This window comes from Marinomonas sp. ef1 (assembly GCF_002806845.1).
Classification (GTDB): domain Bacteria; phylum Pseudomonadota; class Gammaproteobacteria; order Pseudomonadales; family Marinomonadaceae; genus Marinomonas; species Marinomonas polaris.
In genome coordinates this window covers 73000-95496 of the sequence record NZ_NHTT01000015.1, presented here as the reverse complement: position 1 = coordinate 95496, position 22497 = coordinate 73000, and the positions used below count along the sequence as shown (strand labels likewise).

At 43.3% G+C, this 22497-nt stretch carries 23 protein-coding genes; 15 read left to right on the top strand and 8 right to left on the bottom strand.

The genetic code is table 11. From position 1 onward, the window contains the following. Positions 1 to 9: 9 nt before the first annotated feature. From CCS02_RS18465 to CCS02_RS18450, 4 genes are all read right to left on the bottom strand, one after another. Entirely contained in the window at positions 10 to 1269 is a 1260-nt protein-coding gene (locus CCS02_RS18465) for a TRAP transporter large permease (RefSeq protein WP_072840686.1), read from the bottom strand. Beyond that, positions 1254 to 1751, bottom strand: a complete 498-nt coding sequence (locus CCS02_RS18460) for a TRAP transporter small permease (protein ID WP_100637398.1) — start codon at positions 1749 to 1751, stop codon at positions 1254 to 1256. Before CCS02_RS18460 ends, CCS02_RS18465 begins: the two co-directional genes overlap by 16 nt. Positions 1752 to 1804: 53 nt before the next feature. Further along, entirely contained in the window at positions 1805 to 2803 is a 999-nt protein-coding gene (locus CCS02_RS18455; protein WP_100637397.1) for a TRAP transporter substrate-binding protein, read from the bottom strand. A gap of 168 nt (positions 2804 to 2971) precedes the next feature. Further along, positions 2972 to 3988: a LacI family DNA-binding transcriptional regulator gene (locus CCS02_RS18450; protein ID WP_084122481.1), complete on the bottom strand. Its 1017-nt coding sequence runs from the start codon at positions 3986 to 3988 to the stop codon at positions 2972 to 2974. Between the two features lie 191 nt (positions 3989 to 4179). On the opposite strand from CCS02_RS18450, the gene CCS02_RS18445 reads away from it, so the two are divergent. The 3 genes from CCS02_RS18445 to CCS02_RS18435 all read left to right on the top strand — a co-directional run bounded on the left by CCS02_RS18445 (position 4180) and on the right by CCS02_RS18435 (position 6863). Beyond that, positions 4180 to 5253 carry a zinc-binding metallopeptidase family protein gene (locus CCS02_RS18445; protein ID WP_012071368.1) on the top strand — a complete coding sequence of 358 codons (1074 nt, stop codon included), beginning with the start codon at positions 4180 to 4182 and terminating at the stop codon, positions 5251 to 5253. 161 nt (positions 5254 to 5414) lie between these two features. Further along, positions 5415 to 5762, top strand: coding sequence for a DUF6172 family protein (locus tag CCS02_RS18440; RefSeq protein WP_100637396.1), 348 nt, complete (start codon positions 5415 to 5417; stop codon positions 5760 to 5762). Between the two features lie 279 nt (positions 5763 to 6041). Continuing rightward, the gene (locus CCS02_RS18435; protein WP_100637395.1) at positions 6042 to 6863 is read left to right on the top strand and encodes a DUF2076 domain-containing protein; all 822 of its coding nucleotides are present in this window, start codon (positions 6042 to 6044) and stop codon (positions 6861 to 6863) included. 69 nt (positions 6864 to 6932) lie between these two features. Here the strand turns inward: CCS02_RS18435 and CCS02_RS18430 are convergent, their stop codons facing one another. Then, positions 6933 to 8288, bottom strand: coding sequence for a multicopper oxidase family protein (locus CCS02_RS18430; RefSeq protein WP_232728914.1), 1356 nt, complete (start codon positions 8286 to 8288; stop codon positions 6933 to 6935). A gap of 29 nt (positions 8289 to 8317) precedes the next feature. Next, positions 8318 to 9187, bottom strand: a complete 870-nt coding sequence (locus tag CCS02_RS18425) for a LysR family transcriptional regulator (protein WP_072840680.1) — start codon at positions 9185 to 9187, stop codon at positions 8318 to 8320. A gap of 110 nt (positions 9188 to 9297) precedes the next feature. On the opposite strand from CCS02_RS18425, the gene CCS02_RS18420 reads away from it, so the two are divergent. Beyond that, positions 9298 to 10221 carry a DMT family transporter gene (locus CCS02_RS18420; RefSeq protein WP_100637394.1) on the top strand — a complete coding sequence of 308 codons (924 nt, stop codon included), beginning with the start codon at positions 9298 to 9300 and terminating at the stop codon, positions 10219 to 10221. Between the two features lie 25 nt (positions 10222 to 10246). Here the strand turns inward: CCS02_RS18420 and CCS02_RS18415 are convergent, their stop codons facing one another. After that, the gene (locus tag CCS02_RS18415; protein WP_100637393.1) at positions 10247 to 12082 is read right to left on the bottom strand and encodes an ABC transporter ATP-binding protein; all 1836 of its coding nucleotides are present in this window, start codon (positions 12080 to 12082) and stop codon (positions 10247 to 10249) included. A gap of 193 nt (positions 12083 to 12275) precedes the next feature. Between CCS02_RS18415 and CCS02_RS18410 the strand changes: the two genes are divergently transcribed. The 6 genes from CCS02_RS18410 to CCS02_RS18385 all read left to right on the top strand — a co-directional run bounded on the left by CCS02_RS18410 (position 12276) and on the right by CCS02_RS18385 (position 17548). After that, a complete protein-coding gene (locus CCS02_RS18410) occupies positions 12276 to 13511 on the top strand; it encodes a cystathionine gamma-synthase family protein (protein WP_100637392.1) in 1236 nt (411 codons plus the stop codon). A gap of 157 nt (positions 13512 to 13668) precedes the next feature. Further along, positions 13669 to 14475, top strand: a complete 807-nt coding sequence (locus CCS02_RS18405) for a transporter substrate-binding domain-containing protein (protein ID WP_100637391.1) — start codon at positions 13669 to 13671, stop codon at positions 14473 to 14475. Beyond that, positions 14417 to 15514: an amino acid ABC transporter permease gene (locus CCS02_RS18400; RefSeq protein WP_232728913.1), complete on the top strand. Its 1098-nt coding sequence runs from the start codon at positions 14417 to 14419 to the stop codon at positions 15512 to 15514. The genes CCS02_RS18405 and CCS02_RS18400 overlap by 59 nt, the downstream gene beginning before the upstream one ends. A 1-nt stretch (position 15515) precedes the next feature. After that, a complete protein-coding gene (locus CCS02_RS18395; RefSeq protein ID WP_072840674.1) occupies positions 15516 to 16253 on the top strand; it encodes an amino acid ABC transporter ATP-binding protein in 738 nt (245 codons plus the stop codon). 63 nt (positions 16254 to 16316) lie between these two features. Further along, positions 16317 to 17210: a LysR substrate-binding domain-containing protein gene (locus tag CCS02_RS18390; protein WP_100637390.1), complete on the top strand. Its 894-nt coding sequence runs from the start codon at positions 16317 to 16319 to the stop codon at positions 17208 to 17210. A gap of 59 nt (positions 17211 to 17269) precedes the next feature. Continuing rightward, the gene (locus tag CCS02_RS18385; protein ID WP_440137621.1) at positions 17270 to 17548 is read left to right on the top strand and encodes a TIGR03643 family protein; all 279 of its coding nucleotides are present in this window, start codon (positions 17270 to 17272) and stop codon (positions 17546 to 17548) included. 49 nt (positions 17549 to 17597) lie between these two features. Here CCS02_RS18385 and CCS02_RS22575 read toward each other — a convergent pair whose 3' ends face one another. Beyond that, the gene (locus CCS02_RS22575) at positions 17598 to 18017 is read right to left on the bottom strand and encodes a YebG family protein (RefSeq protein WP_072840671.1); all 420 of its coding nucleotides are present in this window, start codon (positions 18015 to 18017) and stop codon (positions 17598 to 17600) included. A gap of 127 nt (positions 18018 to 18144) precedes the next feature. On the opposite strand from CCS02_RS22575, the gene CCS02_RS18375 reads away from it, so the two are divergent. From CCS02_RS18375 to CCS02_RS18355, 5 genes are all read left to right on the top strand, one after another. Next, a complete protein-coding gene (locus tag CCS02_RS18375) occupies positions 18145 to 19017 on the top strand; it encodes a mechanosensitive ion channel family protein (protein WP_100187572.1) in 873 nt (290 codons plus the stop codon). Then, positions 19017 to 19604 (top strand): DUF1439 domain-containing protein, encoded by a 588-nt coding sequence (locus tag CCS02_RS18370; protein ID WP_100637389.1) that lies wholly within the window; start codon positions 19017 to 19019, stop codon positions 19602 to 19604. The genes CCS02_RS18375 and CCS02_RS18370 overlap by 1 nt, the downstream gene beginning before the upstream one ends. Positions 19605 to 19716: 112 nt before the next feature. Further along, positions 19717 to 20196 (top strand): FKBP-type peptidyl-prolyl cis-trans isomerase, encoded by a 480-nt coding sequence (locus tag CCS02_RS18365; RefSeq protein WP_100637388.1) that lies wholly within the window; start codon positions 19717 to 19719, stop codon positions 20194 to 20196. Positions 20197 to 20435: 239 nt separating this feature from the next. Next, entirely contained in the window at positions 20436 to 20792 is a 357-nt protein-coding gene (locus CCS02_RS18360) for a hypothetical protein (RefSeq protein ID WP_072840667.1), read from the top strand. A gap of 15 nt (positions 20793 to 20807) precedes the next feature. Next, positions 20808 to 22199: a class II fumarate hydratase gene (locus tag CCS02_RS18355; RefSeq protein ID WP_100188309.1), complete on the top strand. Its 1392-nt coding sequence runs from the start codon at positions 20808 to 20810 to the stop codon at positions 22197 to 22199. Positions 22200 to 22497 lie beyond the last annotated feature (298 nt).

Here is a 22497-nt window from a genome sequence, read left to right as displayed (position 1 = left end):
ATTTTTAGCCTATATCAACAATATAAATGGCATGAATATAACGGCAACCAGTACTAGTATGATGACTGAAATATATGGCATAACCGCTTTGAATGACTTGTCTATGGACAGTTCGCCAATGGCACTTGCTATTAACAAACACAAACCATAAGGCGGTGTAATTAAGCCAATGGATAAAGTAATAATAACCACAATGCCGAGTTGAACTGGGTCGACTCCTAATGTAAGTGCGACAGGATAAATAACCGGTACAAACAGCACCATGGCTGGAATGGCATCCATAAAGGTGCCGATAAATAGGAAAAAGGCCACAATAATGAATAGGAACAAGTATTCATTATTACCTATTCCGCTGAAAAAGTTCGATACCATCGCATTGATTTGATAATAGCCAAGGAATTCCCCGAGAGCCGAAGCTGCCGCCAAAGCAAATAGTGATAAGCAGCTAAGCTTTAAGGTTTCGGTGAAAATCTTTGGCAAATCTTTGAGGCTGATGGATTTGTAGTAATACGCACTAACGAAGTAAGCATAAACTGCTGAGAACGCTGCAGCTTCTGTTGGAGTGAAGACACCAAAAACAATACCACCAATAATGATAAGAGGCGTGATCATCGCAGGAATGGCGTCTTTGCTTAGAGCGATAAATTCCGCACGACTGATCTTTTCCATCATCGGCAAGTTGTCACGTTTGGCAATAATACTAATGACAAACATCATTCCAAGGCCGATAAGAATCCCTGGCACCATGCCGCCGATAAATAATTGCCCAACCGAGGTATTCGTCAGTCCACCATAAATTACCATGGTAATACTAGGTGGAATAATGCCACCAATGGTAGACGAGGCGGCTGTAACTCCAACCGACATTTCGCGACTGTAGCCTTTGTTGATCATGTTAGGTATGAGGATTTTTCCCACGCCAGCTGTATCGGCAGTAGACGATCCACTAACACCAGCAAACAACATGGAGACCAATACGTTTGCGTGACCAAGCCCGCCCGGTTTGCGACCGACTAAGGCGATAGAAAAGTTGATAAGTCGATGAGATATCTGGCCGCTGTTCATGATGTTAGCTGTTAACACAAATAGTGGCACAGCGAGTAACACATAAGAGTTAAGGCCGTAGAACATCTTCATTGGGATCATGGTCGTTGGCGCGCCAGTCATGGTGCCAATACCCACTAAAGAAGCGATACCGATAGAGAAGGCAATGGGTATCCCAAGAATAATAAGACCAACAAATAATAAGGTGATTAACGCAAGTTCCATGAAGCCCCCTTGAAGCAAGACAATGTTTTCGCTTCGTTGTAGATGTTATCCACCAGATAAACACTGGAGCTAATAAAGGTGATTGGCATAATCAGCCACACATAGCCTTGTCGAAATTCAGGGATACTGATCCAGCGCGAGTTCCAAAATGCTTGAGTGATTTCAACACTGTATAGCGAGCAGAATAAACAGAAAATCAACATGATAAGATTCTGAATAATCACTAAAACCGAGCGTTTATCGCCTTGGAAATAATGCGTGAGAACGTCAAAACCAAAGTGTTTGTTTTCTTTTACCATGACTGCTGTGCCAAGGAACATGGCCCAGATAAAAGAATTTACGGCGATTTCTTCCGTCCATAACACCGAAATACCTAGGTAGCGAGTAACTACTTGAATCAAGGTCGCGGCGAGGAAAATCACCAGTAGCAAAACGCCTAAACTGATTTGGAGTCGAGCAATAAAATTAGTCAGTATTTTCATACCTATATCCTTGAAGCTCCGAGGATTCCTCGGAGCTAGGCTAGCAGAGAGCGTTATTTAGTCTGACGGATGGTTTCAAGAACCTCTGTCATGCCATTTTTCGCCGCCCACTGATCTTGGATAGAGCGTGCTTTTTCAATGAAAGGAGTGCGGTCTAACGTATTAACGATGGCACCATCATCAATGGCTTTTTGCTTGTAAGTAGACTCTTCACTATATAACGCTTGGCGTTCCGCTTGAGTCGCCTCTTTTACTGCTTGGTTGAAGGCCGTACGCTGTTCATCATTGAAGCTTTCCCATACTGAATTACGCACTAGCAATAGACGAGTGGTATAGTCATGACCGGTTTCAGAAATGTACTTACCGTTGGATGTTTTGTGGTGTTCCATTGGAATGAAGTAGGGATAAGCATTTTCGGCAGCATCAACTACATTGCTTGATAGTGCTTGGTAAAGTTCAGCCCAAGCAACAGAGGTTGGTACAGCGCCGATTTCTTTCCAGTATTGAGACACTACGCCGGACGTTTGAGTACGGATTTTCATGCCTTTTACGTCTGCAAAGGAATTAACCGGTTGCTTGCCATACCAGTGACGCACACCGGCGGTCCAATAAGCGGCGACACGGTACTTTTCACCAGACTTGGTATAGATGATGTCGGCAATATCCTTACCTACTTTGCCATCAACCACTTTTTCCCAATGGCTGTAATCGTTAAACAAGTACAACAAAGAGAACAGGTCCACTTCTTCAATACCTGATGATGTCATAAAGCCAGGTGAAACCAGAACCATGTCCGCGCCGCCAAGTACCAGTTTTTCAACCAATTCATTTTCATTGGTACCAATGGTTCCTGCGTGTACTTCTACATTGAAAAGACCTGATTTATCAGCGACTTCTTTCAGTTTTAGCATGCCAGTTTGGTATGGACTAGAGAGGTTGGTTTGATTGTGGGCAGCAACGATTTTAATCGTGTCAGATTTGGCTGAGTCATCACTGCATCCAGCGAGAGAAATGGCAGCAACAGCGGTTAGCAGAGTAAATAGTTTTTTCATGGTAACTCCATTATGGATCGATTTTTATGATTATGATGATCACACTTTAGGCAAAAGACGATATCATGGAATCGATTCCATGAATAGAGTTTGTCAATCGCTTTTAAAAAATTATATGGTTGTTTTTTAGTCAAATTGTTTTTATCTAAATACTTTTTTGTAAAGGCACTAGGTGGAATGACGAATAACGAGTTCGGCTTTTAGTTTTATGTGTTGTGCGGGGTTGTTGTTACCTTGGACTCTAGCAAGCAAACGCTCACAAGCGGTTTGGCCTATTAGTTGGGTTGGTTGGCGCATAACGGTAATGCCGCCTTCGAACAGTTGCGCCCATTCAGGATCGTCGATGCTGATTAAGCCTATTTGTGTACCGATGCGCATGTCTAGTTGTTTTAAGGCTTTCGCGGTACTCATCATGGCGACACCATTTGTGGTAAAGATGGCTTTTTTACGGTGTGGGTTTGCATCTATGAAAGCTCGAATTGCTTTGGAAAGCTGGCTGACTGTCATGTTTTCGATTTCAATGATGTCACAAGACATATTTTCATGTTCTTGGGTAAAGGTTTTTATTGCATCAACTCTAGCTTGGCGAGGGTCAATTTCAAGAGATTTGGTAATGACGAGAATGGCTTCATAAGCCTTGGTTTGCAAATGTTGGCAAGCTTCTTTTGCGGCGGCTTCATTATCCAAGCCAACGGTATCGAAGCCAAGTGAGGTATTGATTCTGTCCACCAGAACAATAGGGCAAGATATTTGTGCCAAACTGCTAATTTGTTTCTGCGCCATGCCCGATGTGTTCACTATTATTCCATCGACTCGGTGCGCTTCTAGCAATGCTAAATAGCGATCTTGCAGCTCTTTTTCATTGTCTGTGTTACAGACCATCAACATGTAACCTTCGCGACGACAAATATGCTCCACACCTTGTAAAACGTCTATGGAATATGGATTGGTGACATCGGCGAGCATGAGTCCAATCAGTTTTGAGTGGCCTGCTCGCAGCATGCGAGCCGAATGGTTAGGACGAAAATCCAGATGAGCAATGGCTTGCGCGATTTTTTCTCGCAGCTCTTCTGATAATTTGTCTTGTTCCCCATTAAGGTAACGTGAAACACTGGTCTTACCCACTTTAGCGTATTTCGCAACGTCTGAAATAGTGGTGAAGTTTTTGTTGTTTTTCTTCAGCAATGTGTTGTCTCAATGGTTAGATTGGCGGAAATTACATCCCATATGAGCAAGTATACAGGTAGGCGTTTTTCCGTACTGTAAACTATGATCCTAGCAAGGCGCAATTGTGCTGAGCTGATTCGATGCTCGATTTTTCTCTCTTTTTCATTTTTTACATTTACAGGCTTATCTCTTTTGATAGCAGGAGTTTTATGAAAATTTTCAGCTGCCAGCAATGTGGACAGACGGTGTTATTTGAGAACACTCACTGCGAGCAATGTTCTTCATCATTGGGCTTTTTGCCAGATCAATTGGTAATTAGTGCGTTAAAGTCGATTGATAATGCTTGGTACGCCATGGCCGATAAGTCCATCCCAGCAAAGCGCTGGTACTACTGTGAAAACCATCAACATCAAGTGTGTAACTGGATGGTGGAAGAGGGCGGCAGCACTTTTTGTATGGCGTGTGAATTGAATCGTCATATCCCGAATTTAGAAAAAATAGAAGAGCGTCAAGCATGGCAACAACTGGAGTTTGCTAAGCATCGCTTGGTGTATTCTTTGTTGCGTCTTGGTTTGCCTTTGATAAGTAAAAAAACAGAACCTGAAGACGGTTTGTCTTTTGATTTTATTTCCGAAAATAACGTGGTGCCAGAAGATGTGAGCGCCATGACAGGCCATGCTTCTGGACAGGTGACTATTAACGCTGCTGAGGGCAATTCGGTCGACCGTGAGCAAATGCGTGAAGACATGAAAGAGTCTTATCGAACCGTCATTGGACATTTTCGCCATGAAATTGGCCATTATTATTGGGATCAGCTGGTTTTTGATGATGAACAGGTTTTAGCAGATTTTAGAGCTCTTTTTGGCGATGATCGTGCCAGTTACGCCGATGCGTTAGAGGCTCATTACAAAACGCCAAACCCAGATTGGCAGCAGTCTTTCGTAAGCGTATATGCGTCTTCACATGCTTGGGAAGACTGGGCAGAAACATGGGCGCATTATCTGCATATTGTCGATACTTTGGAAATGGCCAGTGATCTTGGTTTGAGTCTTCAACCCGTTGGTTCAAATCGACAAAATCTCGCCGTGATGGTGAATATCGATCCTTATCGACACGATAATTTCGACGAGATTCTCGCGCAATATGTACCGTTAACCTTTGCTGTGAACAATTTAAATCGTGGCATGGGACAACCGGATTTATATCCTTTTGTCTTGGTTCCAGTAGTGCGGGATAAGCTGGCTTTTATCCATCGTTTATTGATGGCTTATCAAGCTGAATAACCGGTAACTAAAGCAAAATCGTCTGATATGTGGCTGTTGGATTGCCAGCAGCTACCTATTTTAACGACTTATTCATGGCGACAAATAAGGCGATCCGTTATCATGCTCGGTAATTGGAATGTGTTACGTCACTTCCAGTCATTCAATTCTTTAGGATCCTAATGAAAAAGACATTCAAGCTATCTCACCCAACAATCAAATACCCACGCTTAGTTGAAGCGACGAAAAACGAAGTTAAAAAATATTTAAAAAGAGAGCGCAATAAAAAATTGCCAGAATACGCTGACTTTTGGGGATTTGATTGTCGCTTTGGTCAAACAGAAGCGTTGGCTGAAGAGATTCATGTCGCTCAAATCAATGAAAAAATCAGCTTTGCCGAAAGTCAAGAGTGGACTGAGTTCTATCTTGAAATTCTAGCTGCGCCAGCACAGCGTACAAAACGTGACGCTGCTGATGAGCAAGAAGAAGATGAAGATCTAGAAAACGCAGAGAGCGACGACGATCGATAAGCAATGCTATTTGATCACAAATATGAAACGCCAGATCATTTTTTGATCTGGCGTTTTTGTTTTTAATTCACTTCTTTGTTTATCCTTCTATCAATTGTTCAACTAAGTAAAAATATTAACCTTCCTCAAAGCCTTGTTTCCTTTTTCCTGACTCTTTAATCACTTGTTCGCGAGTCGGGCGGCCTTATCATAAAGAGATTGCAGGCTATTTTTTGATGTGCCTGCTGACTTTTTTAGAGACCTTTGTGCAAAGGTAATGTTTAGGTTGGAGATAAAGTGATGAGTAACGACGCAAACGGTTTGATTGATAGTTTGTTCGAGCGAATTAAAACGGCAGAAGACAATTCAGGTGAACGCGATAAAGAAGCGGAAAGTCAGATTAACAAACATTTAGTGGCAAATCCTGCCGCGCCTTATTACATGGCGCAAACTATTATCATGCAAGAAGCCGCATTAAAGCAGTTAAATGTCCGAGTCGAAGAGTTAGAACGCAAGACGTCTGCAAAGCCTAGTTCAGGTGGTTTTTTGTCGGGGCTGTTTGGCGGTGATCAAAGCTCGTCATATGACTCAACAACGCAGCAAAATACAGCTAAATCTCATTCTGGTTGGGGCCGAGGCAATGGCTCACAACAAGGTTTTCAGCAATCAAATAGTCAGCAATCAAACTTTCAGCAGTCAAACAATCAATCACAAGGCGCTGGCCGTAGTAGTAGCTTTTTAGGTGGCGCGCTGCAAACGGCCGCTGGTGTAGCTGGTGGTATGGTCGTTGGGAATATGTTGATGAACATGTTTAGTCATCATTCTGAAGCAGAAATGGCCAATGTTATTAATGAAACGCCTGCGGCCTCTGATCTTGGACAAGAGCCAGACCTTGGATCTGCATCAGGTTCTGGTCAGGAGAGTTTTGCTGATAGCGGTGGTTTTGATCAGGCAGGCTTTGATCAATCGGGAGATAGTTTAGATCCTAACCGAGGCTTTGGTCAGGCGGGTTTTGATCAAGCCAATATGGATCAAAGTGACATTGATTCTGGTGGTGTCGATCAAGGCGGATTCGACGACATGGGCGGCTTTGATGATTTTGGTAGTGATGACTTTATTTAGTCATAAGCTCTGATAAGTAAAGAGATCAGATTAATTTCGAATCTGGTCTCTTAGTGAGGGTCTTATGCTTTATGTCACTTCAACAAAACTCATAAAGCCTGTTTTTAGGTGTTCGATAATATGGCAGTGATACATCCAGCGCCCTGGGTTATCGGCAACTAATGCAGCAAGCACAGTTTCGTTTTGACCAAGCAAAACCGTATCCGTATGAAATGGTGTGATGGCCTTTTTGTTCGAACTTAACACGGTAAACGTATGACCATGTATGTGAATCGGATGGTGATACTGGGTTAAATTAGATAGCTCGAATATATAAGTTTTACCACGTTCTAGTGTGGCAAGAGGATCAGGAATGTGACCTTTTGACATGCCTTCCCAAGAGCGACGATTCATTGTCCAAAAGTTGTAGCTGACTTCGCCATCTTTCTCAATCGGCGTTATGTTCGCGTTCCACTCAAAAGCAAATTTAATAGTTTCCGCGTTATCTAAATCTGGAGCGGGAATTGGGTTGAGTGGCAGCTTAGGTAAGCTGCGGTCTTTAAACTGGCTTGCCACGGCTTTGATGGTCACCATAGGTTTACCCTTGTGCTTAAAGGTGACAGTTTCTCCGACTTTGCTAGGCGCGATCACACCAAGATCAAGGCGCATTCCTGGCCCTACTGCGTGCTCAGTTAAGGCAATTGGCTGGGCAATCGGATTACCATCAATGGCGAGGATCTGAGCCTGAGGATCGGTTGAGTTCACTTGATAAAGTAGGGTGTTATCCACATTCAAGAAGCGCACGCGAATAGCTCCGCTAGCAGGGACTTCATAGGTTGGGTGAATCTGGCCGTTGATTGTCATTACTCGACCGGGTGTTCCCATGCGAAAAGCATTTTGTGGCGTCGTCAACGCGGTAAAAGAACCATCGTCTTTGATGTGCCAGTTTTTCATGCAAAGCACCAGATCTTCATCAAAGTCTGGTTTCTCCGCTTCATCAACGATCAGTGCACCAACCAAGCCTTTGCCAAGCTGTTCTACGCTGTTCATGTGTGGATGATACCAAAAAGAACCTGCATCTGGTGGCGTAAACTCATAGTCAAATGTTTCGCCGGGCATAATTGGTGGTTGGCTTAAAAACGGCACGCCATCCATTGCAATCGGGATTCTCATACCATGCCAATGAATCGTGGTGGGTTCGTTTAACTTGTTGATCACACGAATACGAACAGGCTGATGTTGCTTGGCGCGAATCACAGGCGCAGGATAACCGCCATTAAAGCAAAGCGCTGGCGTGCTTCCACCTGAAACAATGTTTACATCGACTGGCGCGACGATCAATTCATAGTCGAAACCAGCAGACGGTGTAGCAGCAAGAATGACTCTAGGTAGCGTACTTGTCATGGCCACTAAGAGGCTGGATTTTATAAAATTACGTCTGTTCAAAACGGTTTTTCCTATGAATTGTTTGATGATTATTCGCAATGGTTATTTTGCTGAATCATCTGAGTGAAAGCGTCTAAAGCCGGAAAATGGCCACCATCATTGCGCCAAATAAAGCGGTTTTCAATAGTTTCTAATTCTGCAAACTCATATCCAACTAATCCCATGCCCGATTGATATTGTTCGTAAATGCCTTTTGGAACGAGCGATATGCCGCTTCCAGCACTGACGCAGCCAATAATGGTGCCGTAACTGGCGATACTGGTGATGGGCGTTTTTACCTTGTTTTTCCTTAGCCAAGTTGCTAGTGCAGCTCGATATGGGCAGGCTTCCGGCCACATAAAAATGGCTTTTCCTTCTATATCATTCGCGGATTTGATAGGGGCAGCAGAGGCGGAGGAAATAAGCACCAGATCTTCATTGAAGAAAGTGGTGCTGTCTAAAAAAGGTCGGTCAATATCAACGGCGACAATGGCGCCATCTAATCTGTGATGCTGTATGTCGTCTACAAGTTGTGACCAAGTCCCCGTTTTAAATTGCAGCTCAACGTTTGGGTATTGTGCGTGAAACTTTGTCAGCATCGGTGGTAAACGACTGGTTGCCGAGGATTCAATAGCACCAATGCGCAGTGGACCAGATGGTTCAGACGTTGGATCAACAGCTCGTTTGGCTTCTTCTGTTAATGCTAAAATTTTCTCGGCATAAGTTAGAAACACTTCTCCAGCTGGTGTAATGCGCAGTCCGCGTCCTTCTCGGTAAAACAGCGACACTTTTAACTCAGCTTCAAGTGCCTTAATTCTCGCTGTCACATTAGAGGGAACACAGTGCAATGCTGTGGATGCTTGTACCACGCTACCAAGATTAGCGACCGTTTTGAACATTCGGATTTGAGCTAGTTCCATCATTCATTCCAAGTGAATACTGGATGCAGTATTCGTTAATTGTTGTATTGCGCCTTTCTCTTAATACTAACTCCTTCTTAGACGGCGAGTGAATTTAAAAAGGGTTATATATGCAAAAGGTGAATAGAAAGACGGAGGCCAAGCTAGTTATTGCTACGATGTTTGTTGTGGTGTGTTGGGCGTATTCGCCAATCGGTATTCATCTTGGTCTTGCATCATATTCGCCCGGTCAGTTAGCCCTATTACGCTTTATTATTGCCTCGATTTTTATGGGAATAGTGGCGATTTATCAGGGTGTGCAAGTGCCCAAAGTGAAGGATATTCCCTTGTTGTTTGTGCTTGGCTTTTTTGCTGTGGCCTTGCATCACATTGCGTTAAATTTTGGTCAGCGAGGGGTGAGTGCGGGTGCTGCGAGTGTGTTAGCGCAATCAACGCCGATTTTTACCGTGATTATTTCGCGCTGTGTTTTAAAGGAGCGAATTAATTTATGGCGTTGGTGCTGTGTATTCTGCGGCATGATAGGCGCGCTGATCGTAGTGATCGGTGATAAAGGCATCGGCAATATCAGCCTTAATGGTTTATTGATTCTTGTGGCGGCTTGCTCTTGGAGTGTGTATTTCATTCTGCAAAAACGTTATTCGCAGAGTTACAGTACCTTAACCATGGTGTGTTATACGGTGTGGACTGGCACAGTGGTTTTGCTTGTATTTTCTCCTGGTTTGTTGACCTCGATGTTGGCTTCTGACTTTCAGTTAAATTTTGCAGTGGTGATTTTGGGCATTTTCCCGAGCGCATTAGCGTATGTGGCTTGGGCTTATGTTTTGTCGCATACGGAAGTCAGCAAAATATCCATTGTGCTGTATTTGATTCCGCCTACTTCTATGGTAATGGCGTCGTTTATTTTGGGTGAGTTGCCTTCTATTTTGGTTGTGCTAGGTGGCGGTATTGTGATTTTGAGCGTATTGGCAATGAGCCTAGAAAAAGTGTGTCGCCATAACGTCTTTGTTAAAAGTGGGCATGGCAAAACACGTTAGTGGCTATTTATAATAATGTGCCTAGTTATTTATAACCCTGCGCCTGCAAGGTAAACAAATGTGCGTATTGGCCTTGTTGAGCTAATAGTGAATCGTGGGTGCCGCGCTCTTTGATTTGCCCATGCTCCATGACGATAATCTCGTGAGCAAGACGCACTGTGGAAAATCGGTGAGAAATCAGAATTGCCATTTTGTCTTTGGTGTGTTCTTGGAAATGCTGGAAGATATTGGCTTCGGCTTGAGCATCCATCGCCGCTGTCGGTTCATCTAATACCAAGATATCCGCGTCTTCGCGCATAAAGGCGCGCGCCAAGGCGATTTTTTGCCATTGCCCACCAGACAATTCTTGTCCACCGCGGAACCAGCGGCCCAGTTGGGTTTGGTAGCCGTTTTCAAGTTGATCAATAAAGTCGGTGGCCTTGCCAAGTTCGGCGGCTTTTTTCCATCCGGTTTGATCATTGAATCTGTCATTATCACCAGCGCCGATGTTTTCGCCAACAATAAATTGATAACGCACAAAGTCTTGGAATATAACGCCAACACGCTTTAGCAGCGCGCTTTCTTCCCATTCCAGTAAGTCTAAGCCGTCTAGCAAGATTCGTCCTTGAGTTGGGTTATAAAGACGAGTCAGCAGTTTGATGAGAGTAGTTTTGCCTGAGCCGTTTTCACCGACAATCGCGAGGCTATGGCCTGGGCGAATGTGTAGATTGATGTTGGCAAGTGCAGGTCGTTCACTACCTGGATATCGGAAAGAGACGTTTTCAAAACGAATGCCATCGTTTGGAGTTGGTCCTACTAACAAACCTGATGTTGAAAGCGGCGTTTCCTGCTCTAGATATTCGTAGAGGTTGGATAGATACAAATTGTCTTCGTACATGCCACTAATGGCGGTAAGTGAAGCGGAAACCGAACTTTGACCTTGCTTGAATAACAGCAAATACATGGTCATTTGACCCAAGGTTATCGCGCCAATGATAGTGTCGCTGACGATCCAGCCATAGGCGCCATAAAACACCAAGGTGCTGATGACGCCAAGGGCGAAGCCCCAGCTTTCGCGGCGTAAAATTAGTCGCTTACTTTCTTTGAATAGCTTGATGAATATTTCTGTGTAACGCTGTAAAAAACGATCACCCAATTGATACAGGCGAACTTCTTTAATGTTGTCTTCCCGAGCCAACAAGGTTTCCAAATAGTTTTGCTGACGCACTTCTGGCGAGCGCCAACGAAACATCAAAAAAGCATCACCCGAAAACTTGGCCTCAGCGATAAAAGAAGGCAAAGCGCCACAAATCAATAACGCCAATGCCCACGGAGAAAAGTGCCACAGCAAGACAGCAAAGCTGGATAACGAGATAGCATTTTGTAGTAAGGCAAAGGTTTTATTAACCAGAGCAAGCGGGCGGCTAGATGCCTCGCGACGGGCGCGAACTAGTTTGTCGTAAAATTCAGAATCTTCAAAATGAGACAGGGTTAAGCTTTGGGCTTTTTCTAAAATCAGTAAGTTAACTTTTTGACCTAACAAGCCTTGTAAAATAGCCTGCTGCGCGGTCAAGGCGCGTTGCGCGGCGGCAATCACCAACACCAATATTCCCTCTAAGACCACATAGTTTAGTGCAGTTTGATAATGCAGAACTTGATCCTGCTTGTAACTTTCCATTGCAGCCAGTACGGCATCGACGATTAACTGCCCAACATACGCCATCGCCGCAGGCAGCACGCCAGCAACCAGCGTTGCTAGTGCCAAGCCAATGGTTAACGCAGGTGAAGTTTTCCACACCAAATCAATAGCGCGGCGGCTATAACGAAAGACGCCAAACATATTTTTATCGACAGTATTATTAGGCGAAGCAGCAGGTTTCATTAAAGGTCCTAGAAGTCAGGAAATGAACATGGAGGAATAGACAGTATAAGTCATTAGGTCGTAATTTTATCCATTAAAAAAAACGCCCCTTAGTGCTTGATAAGATGATTTCTCGCGTTTTACTCGTTTGGCTATAGTGAAAGCTAATGGAATTTATACTGGCTGTTTAGCCATAGAATGTGAGAGATCTGTAATGAGTGAGAAATTGGCTAGGTTGGCGCTTGATCAAGCAGGAAGTGGAACACGGTCTGTATGGAGCGGCGAGCAGGTAGAGCATCCTTATCGTGCGACGCAAACTCCTATTATCGCGAGTGCCGCTTATGGCTACCAAGATATCGATGAATGGTACGACGTTGCTTTAGGTGCTGCCCCCGGTTTTATTTATAGCCGTATGAGCAATCCTACCGTAGAAACCTTAGAAGCGAAGATTTGTGGCTTAGAAAACGCAGAGTCAGCGGTTGCTTTTAGTACGGGTATGGCGGCGATCAGTAGTGTGCTTTATACCTTTTTATCAAATGGCTGCCGTGTTGTGTCGACGAAAGACAGTTATGGCGGCACCAATAAAGTCTTTGAAGAATTTTTACCGCGCATGGGGGTGAGCGTTACGCTTTGCGAAACTCACAGTCACGAGCAAATCGAAGAGGAAATCGCCAAAGGTTGCGATGTTTTATATTTGGAAACACCAACTAACCCGACATTGAAAATTGTCGATGTAAAACGTCTTGTGGCGGCGGCTAAAAAAGTCGGCGCCTTGGTGATTGCGGATAACACTTTTGCGACACCACTGAACCAAAGTCCTTTGGCATTGGGTGTGGATATTGTTGTGCACAGTGCGACTAAGTTCTTAAGTGGTCACGCCGATGCGATGGGCGGTTTGGTGTGTGGTTCCGAAGAGCTAATGTCCAAAGTTCGTCATTATCGAGAAATTAATGGTGCTTCGTTGGATCCATTTTCGGCGTATTTGATTATTCGTGGTATGAAAACCTTGGCTCTACGAATTCGTCAGCAACAAAGCAGCGCACAAGCGATTGCGGAATATTTATTAACGGAACCTTTGGTTGAGGCGGTGAATTATCCTGGATTACCAAGTCATCCTAATCATGCTATTGCCTGCGAGCAGATGCGAGGTTTTGGAGCAATTGTGAGTTTTGTTTTAGCGGGTGGTATGGATACGGTGAAGATCTTATTGCCGCAATTACAATACGCTCATTGCGCAGGTAACTTGGGCGCGGTAGAAACCATTTATGGACCGGCCAGAACCACAAGCCATGTGGAAAATACGTTAGAAGAGCGTTTAGCGCTGGGCATTTCTGAAGGTTTAGTGCGGATATCTGTGGGGATCGAAGACACTGAAGATTTAATCGCTGATTTACAGCAGGCGTTTGAACGAGTCAGGGCGCTTTCTCGCTCAGAAACTGACTTGGCTTAATTCTGAGCAAAATGAAAAATACAGTGGAATGCATTAGCGTTTCAATAGGGACTGTTTGTCGCAACTCCTGTATTATGCGCCGCTAGAAAATGGCGTTCGAGTAATGCATTTAAAACAGATTAGGGTTTGTTTTTTCAAAAATTGGGGACATAAAAGAATGAAAAAAATATTTATTAGTGCATTGGCTCTATGTAGCGCAACGTTGGTATCAGCTTCAGACAATGATCTGTGGGAAAAGTCTACATTAAACCAAGTACTTAACCGTGGTGAGCTTCGCGTTTGTGCTGAAGCTGGTTACATGCCTTTTGATATGCGCGATAAAAAAGGTGACATTGTTGGTTTCGACGTAGATATTGCGAAAACTATGGCAAAAGCAATGGGCGTAAAATTAGATATTCGTAACACGGCATGGGATGGCATCATTCCAGCGTTGTTGACTGACAAGTGCGACATTATTATCTCTGGTATGACGATTACACCTGAGCGTAACTTGAAAGTGAACTTTACCGATCCCTACATTGTTGTGGGTCAGACGATTCTTTTAAGTCCTAAGCTAAAAGGTAAAGTTACCAACTACCGTGATTTAAACGATGCTAAATACACCATAGCGACTAAATTGGGTGCGACATCTGATTACGCCGTAAAAAGATACATGAGCAACGCTAAGTTGAATCTGTTTGAAACAGAATCAGAAGGTGTGCTTGAAGTGGTGAATGGCAATGCTGATGCTTTTGTTTATGACCTGCCTTACAACGCTATCTATTCTGCTCAGAATGAAGGCAAAGTACTGCATTTAGACGAGTCTTTCACCTATGAGCCACTTGGTTTTGCGATTCGTAAAGGTGACCCAGACTTCATGAATTTCTTGAATAATTACCTTGCGCAAATCAAAGGCGATGGTACCTATGACAAGATCTATCAAAAATGGTTTGCTAGTAGCTCTTGGATCAGCAACGTTCAGTAATATAGTTATCAACAAAAAGTGGCGCAGTGTAGCGCCACTTTTTGTTGACTCTTCTTTGAGTTTAAAAAACACGACGGGGAACTTCTCATCGATGGAAAAACAACCTCATCTACTTTTGTGGAAAGCGGTCTTTGTTCTAATCATGATAGGACTTGGCTTTGGCATTTATGCTGGTAGCAAAAGTATTGACTACACTTGGCGCTGGGAACGTATTCCGCAGTACATCATTAACACCGAAGCCACGACGGTTCGATCTCCCTTTGATGGCACAGCCACAATGGAGAAAGGTAATAAGCTGGTGGTGACTTCCGATTATGGTGACGATCCGTTAGTAATTAAAAAGTTTGATAACTTGCTGGTTAATAATGGCGATTTAGTGTTTGAAGGTGATCCTCTTGTCGAAGTAGAAAACTGGAATATTGGCCCGCTGACTTGGGGGTTAGTGATGACATTACAATTGTCTGTGGTGTCGTTAGTTTTTGCTGTGGTTATCGGGTTGTTTGCTGGTTTGGCTCGTATATCGACTAATCCTGCATTGCGTTATTTATCTGTTACTTATATTGAACTTATTCGTGGTACGCCATTATTAGTACAGATTTTTATCTTCTACTTTTTTATTGGCACCGTGTTGGATCTAGATCGTTTTACTGCAGGTGTGGCAGCCTTGTCTGTGTTTACTGGCGCCTATATCGCAGAAATCGTGCGTTCTGGTATTCAGTCAATTAGCCCCGGTCAAATGGAAGCGGCACGCAGTTTAGGAATGAATTACGTTCAAGCCATGGTTAATGTGATTTTGCCACAGGCGTTTAAGCGTACTCTACCGCCAATGGCTGGACAGTTTATTAACCTGATTAAAGACTCGTCTTTGGTATCGGTAATTTCCATTACTGATTTAACCAAGGCTGGCCGAGAAGTGGTGAGTTCTACTTTTGCGCCATTTGAAGTATGGTTTGCCGTTGCGCTTATGTACTTAGTGTTAACTGGCGCCTTGTCTTGGGCCATTCAGCGTCTTGAAAAGAGGTTATCTGCCAGTGACTAATATGACCGATAAGAGCATCATTCAAGCTCGTAATATTGAAAAGATTTACCCGAATGGCTGTCATGCATTAAAAAACGTTTCTCTCGATATTAATCGTGGTGAAGTCGTAGTGATTATTGGGCCAAGTGGCTCAGGTAAGTCGACGTTTTTACGTACTTTGAATCAGTTGGAAACCATTTCTGATGGCACGATTCATATTGATGAAGTAAGTTTGACCGATAGGAAAACCAACATCAATAAAGTACGCGAAGAAGTGGGCATGGTGTTCCAGTCCTTTAATCTTTTTCCACACAAAACGGCGCTTGGTAACGTGGCTTTATCTCCGATTAAGGTGAAGAAAAAGCCTCGTGCTGTAGCGGAACAAGAAGGCCGTGAGCTACTCAAAAAAGTAGGTCTAGCTGAACGCATGAATAACTATCCATCGCATTTGTCTGGTGGTCAGCAGCAGCGTGTGGCAATAGCAAGAGCGTTGGCCATGCACCCTAAAATTATGCTGTTTGACGAGCCAACCAGTGCCCTTGATCCAGAAATGGTTGGGGAAGTGCTGGACGTTATGAAAAGCCTCGCCAGCGATGGCATGACCATGGTCGTGGTAACCCATGAAATGGGCTTTGCTCGTGAAGTAGCGGATCGCGTAGTGTTCATGGAAGAGGGCGAGTTAGTTTTTGAAGAAAGCCCTGAGCGCTTCTTTAGTTCTGACAATCCGCGTCTACAGCGTTTCCTTGGTCAAGTTCTCTAGTTTTGATGACAAATCTTGGCCACAATTGTTGGTCAAGATTCTCTCCTTTTTTGGATATTCATCATGAATAAGAAATCCCTTCCTCCATTAAATTGGCTGCATACCTTTGAAGTATCGGCTCGATGTCTTAATTTCACTCATGCAGCGGAAGAGTTGTGCTTAACTCAAGGTGCCGTTAGCCAGCAGATTCGTTTGCTGGAAAGCCATTTGGGCGTGTCGTTATTTAAACGTCTACCGCGTGGTTTGAGTTTAACGGAAGAAGGGCGTTCTTACTTTCCCGTGGTAAAAGACGCCATTTCTCGTTTAGCTGTCGGCACGAACGAGATCTTTACCCAACATGATAAACAAACCATCAAAATTTGCGGTAGCTTGTCGTTCTTTTCTCACTGGTTAGCGCCCAAACTGGCTGATTTTAGTGAAACTTATCCTCAGTATGATATTCGCTATGTGAGCAATATTTGGGTACAAGCATTAGACGATGAAGACGATATGGAAATTCGCTGGGGACATGGCGAATGGACAGGATTGATCTCGCAGCGACTGACTTGGGATCGCTTGGTGCCTGTTTGTTCACCTGAATTGATGGCGCGATCACCTTTGCTGGAGCCAGCGGATTTAGCGAATCATTCGCTTCTGCATGTTATCGGTTACGAAGAAGGGTGGGGCTATTGGCTGAATATAATGGGTGTGGATAGTGTTGATTCGTCAGTGGGCATGCAATTCGATACGCTTGTCTCGACATTACGCATGGCAGAACTTGGGCAAGGTGTTGCCTTGGCGCGTTCTTCTATGGTTGAAGACATGTTGAATGAGGGAAAACTAGTCGCGCCGTTTGGACAAGGCGTTGAAGCCAGTGAATCGTTTTATTTAGTACGACGATCTGGTGCTGAATTGCATGGTGCTGCGACTGTGTTTTTCGATTGGTTGGTCCGACAAGCTCATCTTGCCAAAAAATAGGTGATCTGTTGATTGAAGCCTTTCGTATAAGTCTCATCATGGTTATTACTTAAGGGCATATTTTGACTCCAGACAATATTTTAACTCCAGACAAGTCAAGAATTATCGAAATGGCTTGGGAAGACCGCACGCCATTTGAAGCTATTCAAACTCTTTATGGGCTTTCTGAGCCTGAAGTTATTTTGTTAATGCGCAGCAATCTAAAATCTAAGGCCTTTAAAAATTGGCGAGCTAGAGTATCTGGGCGTGCGAGTAAACATCTGGCGTTACGCAATCCTGATATTTCTCGTGGTTATTGTAAAACGCAGTATAAAATTCGCGCTAACAAAGGCCATTAGTTATTTGAACCATTATTAGCTTTGGAGTAGTAACGAAAGGGATGCGGCATTACGCAGCATCACTTTCACGAAAATCGACTATCTCGTCATCAAACACAACCGTGCTTTCGTCTTCCTCATAAACCACATCTTCATCGGGTTCTATCACTAGATCTTCCAGCGCTTTTTTAGGTGCCGCTTCTGCTAGATCAAGCTGTGCGTTGGATGCTTTATTCGTTTTTTTAGGTTTCTGAGGACTTTTCTTTTTGTTGCTAAAGACGTCCAAAATAGAGTCTTTGTTCTGTGCGAGATACATGGAAAGCGCTTCCTTTTGGCTATGGTCTCCAGCTAGTTCGCTTTGATCCAAAATCTCATATAGCGCTTCAGCAGTATCCAACAATTTGTCGTACGCATCGGCTTCCGCTTTTGAAGTAAACGTCATTTTTTCGATTCCATCGCGTTCTACAACATATTTGATAATTACAGGCATAATCCACCTCGTGAAAAATAATACTGTATAAATATACAGTTATTTTTCATTGTTTGTCTAGTGCTTTTGTTTGTTGATCCTAGCAATGATTGTTAAAGTAGTAGGCTTAATAAAGGAAACACTTTTTATGCCTGTTGATTTTTCCCAATTAGACTTTTCCATTTTAATGGATCATGTTGAGATTGTTTTAACAGTCGCTTGGATTTTATTGTCTTACATTGTTCGACGTTATACTAAGCGCGCTATTCGACTTCATCAAAAGACAGAACACGATAAAAAACGTCAAAGAATTAATACGGTCGATAATATATTTAATTTGCTTTTGGTTGTCGGTCTGGTTCTCATTTGGTCATCAGAATTACAAAATTTAGCGATCTCAATCGCCGCCTTCATGGTGGCATTGGTTATTGCAACGAAAGAGTTTATCGCTTGCATTGTTGGTGCGTTTTATCGTGCTAGCACACGTCCATATCAGGTTGGTGACTGGATACGTATCGCTAATTATGAAGGGGAAGTAACAGACAGCGACTGGCTATCGACAACCTTATTTGAAGTCGACTTAAAAGGCGGTAGCTACACTTACACAGGCCGTACGACTGTGGTTCCAAATAGCGTTTTGTTGTTGCATACAGTGCAAAATCTGAATTATATGCGCCGTTATGTTACTCATACTTTTTCTATCTCTCGTAGTGCTGATGACGTGAATTTGTTTACGATAAAAGAGCAAATCTTAGAAAAAATTCGCGAGTACAGTGAACATTTTCATGACGTTGCGATACGCTATAACAGCCTTATTGAGAAACGCTTGGACATCAAAATATCCGGCCCTGAGCCGCGAGTTCGTATCACCACGACAGTTGAAGGTTATAATGTTTTTAGTATTTCACTGTTTTGTCCAACTGATGAAGCGGTTGAAATAGAGCAAAAAGTTATCGAGGACTTTATGATATTCTGGTATGAAAAACGTGATATGAATACCAACACAATTGGGGAAGAATAATGCGATTTACTCGTACTTTTGTAACCCTTATTTTGATATCTACTTCTGTGCTTTTGGCTGGTTGCAATAGTTTTCGTGTGAGCGAAGATGACGTGAATAAAGAAGTTGCTAAGCAACTTGCGCAGCCACAAGAAAATCATATCAAGTTTACCTTAGACAGTAATACTCTCAATTTGGATCTTGTTGTGACATCTGCACATATCGACTTTACTGAACGTGATGGCGGTTTAGTGCTGGTTGAGATGATTAGTAAAATGACCGGGACGTTAACCGCGTTTGGCCAGATATTTTCATTGTCAGCTCGGGTAAATCCTTCTTTTGAATCCGGTGTACGGATCGAAGAAGATCGCCTGTACTTGGTCGCGCCAAAAATCACCCAAATTGAGGTAGAAGGCTCAAGCTTTAACGACAAAATGCTGCGATCCACTTTAGGATCTTTGCATGATGATTTTGAAAAGGCACTGGTGCAGTATTTTGATGAACACCCTGTGTATGTGCTGAACCATTCTCCGTTTGAAAAAACCGCTGCGTCTTTGGTGAAGGACATCATCATTAAAGAAGATTCCTTAGAGCTTTCTATATTTTAGATAAGACGGGTCTAGGTAAGTTTCTGCGAAGTCACTATAATGCCCTAATACTATAGAACCAGATGGACTAAGCTCTGACGCTTAATCGTTGAATTAAAAATGAGGAAACAGCATGTCGATTGCAGACAATCAAGTCGTTCAATTTCACTACACTTTGCGTCATGGCGAAGAGTTGATCGAAACCTCTGCGGGTAAAGACGCCGCGGCTTATTTACATGGTCATGGCAATGTTATTCCAGGGCTTGAAAAAGCAATGGAAGGAAAAGAAGTTGGTGATGAGTTTGAAGTGACTGTTGCTTGCGCTGATGCTTACGGTGAGCGTCATGAAGATCGTCAGCAACAAGTGCCTGTAAAACATTTACAAGGCGCGAAACGCTGGAAAGCTGGTATGGTTGCTATGGTGCAAACCGATAAAGGTATGCGTCAGGTGACTGTTGTTAAAGTAGGTTTGAAACACGCCACTGTTGATTTGAATCACCCATTATCCGGCAAAGATTTGACTTTCAATATTCAAATCGTTGACTCTCGTGAAGCAACGAACGATGAAATTGCTCATGGTCATGCGCACGGTATAGGTGGTCATCACCACTAAGAGGAAAGCTCTTTGAGTGTTGAATAGAGTAATCTCTAAAAGCCCCTGTTACGGATGACGTAGCAGGGGCTTTTGCATTTTGGTGCTAGCAATTGGCTGATTTTAATCAAGTAATCGCAGGAAATATTAAAAATCAATAAGAATCGTTATCAACTGCTTGACAGATCTGGCTTTCATGCACATTATTGATAATAGTTATCATTTATATTTTGTGTTTTGGAATTTTAGAGGGCGAAGCGATGAGTCATTATTTAGTGCCATTTTCAGTGCTCGAGCAGACCATTCAAGGAGGGCAGTGTGCAGACTCTCCAGAAGTGCTCTATCATTATTTGAACCTAACAGAAGAGTACGCTGAGCGATTGAATATTACCGATGCGACTTTACTGCATCAAAGAGTGTTCAATGTCTTGCTGGATACGGTTTGCGATACAAGTATCGCACCTCACTGGCGTCAGACTTGTTTAGATAAGGTGTATTTGCCCTTGTCACATCTCAAGCATTTAATTGTAACGTATCAAGATGCTAAGAATTACTTCAAGATGGAGCATAATTTACGGATTCTGAGCCATTATTTTATTTCTTCCTTCGAACAATAAGGACTTTATTTACTAATGAAAATGCGTATTGAAAAAGACAGTATGGGCGAATTAGAAGTTCCTGAAAAAGCACTTTATGGCGCCCAAACCCAGCGAGCTATTAATAACTTTCCGATTAGCGATGAGCCACTGCCTGAAGCCTTTATTCGCTCTCTTATCTTAATTAAAGCAGCGGCTGCACGAGCTAATGAATCTTTAGAATGCATTACACCGGAAATGTCTAAAGCGATTCAAAACGCCTGTGACGAACTATTAAATGCCGACGATCTGATGCAGCATTTCCCCGTCGATGTTTTCCAAACGGGCTCAGGTACCAGCTCGAATATGAACGTCAATGAAGTGATCGCCACATTAGCCAGTGCGTACTATTGTTCAGAGGTAAATGGTTCAGCGGTGAATCCAAATGATCATGTGAACTATGGTCAAAGCAGCAACGACGTGATTCCAAGTGCGATTCATGTCAGCGCGACGTTAGAGTTAACCGGTCATCTGCTTCCAGCATTAGTTCATCTAAAAGACACGATTCTTGAAAAAGGTACTGCGCTTGCGGGTTATACGAAAACAGGCCGAACGCATCTGATGGATGCTATGCCGGTTCGATTGGATCAAACTTTTCATGCTTGGGCTGCACAACTACAAGACAATATCGATAACCTAACTTATCTTGAAAGCAAAACCACTCAGCTTGCCCAAGGCGGGACGGCGGTTGGAACCGGTATTAATGCTCATCCAGAATTTGCTGAACTATTTGCCAAAGAGCTGTCTAATCTAACAAATGTCACTTTCAGCAAGGGTAATAATTTTTTCGCTTTGATTGGTTCGCAAGATACGGCCGTCGCCTTATCTGGACAGTTAAAAGCAGTTGCAGTGACCTACATGAAAATTGCCAATGACCTGCGTTGGATGAACTCTGGTCCATTAGCTGGTTTAGGCGAAATTTCTCTACAAGCCTTGCAGCCTGGCTCGTCTATTATGCCGGGCAAAGTGAATCCCGTGATCCCAGAAGCCACGGCTATGGTTGCGGCACAAGTTATTGGTAACGACGCGGCGATTACTATCGGCGGTCAATCGGGTAATTTTGAATTGAACGTTATGTTGCCAATGATTGCCAAAAATTTGCTAAACAGCATCAAGCTATTGGCAAACAGCGGCCAGCTTTTAGCAGATAATGCTATTGCGACGCTAACCGTGAATGAAGATAAATTGAATCAGGCATTGCATCGTAACCCTATTTTGGTAACCGCACTTAATCCGATTATCGGTTATGGCAAAGCCGCAGAGATTGCGAAAAAAGCCTACAAAGAAGGTCGTCCAGTGGTCGATGTGGCTGAAGAAGAAACCGACCTAAGTCGAGAGGAATTACTTGCCTTACTAGATCCAGCTAAGTTAACTCACGGCGGGATCTAGTACAGGATATATAAGGTTTCCTTATTTGGTTGTTCCCTTACCAAATAACGAAAACGAGCCAGCCTTCGTGCTGGCTTTTTTGTTACTTTGAAATCCTCATGTCAGCATTTCTTTCGCTTTGATCGACGCAAAGAATATTTTTCAAGTATCTATCGCTATCAATACATCAACTCTTCCTTACGTACTACTGAATGTGCACAAAATAATAAATCCTCATCTGTCTATAAAATAAGCGGACACTAAATATTGACTGACTGTTTTCATGGTGGAATAATTTAGTTGCATAGGCAAATACTGT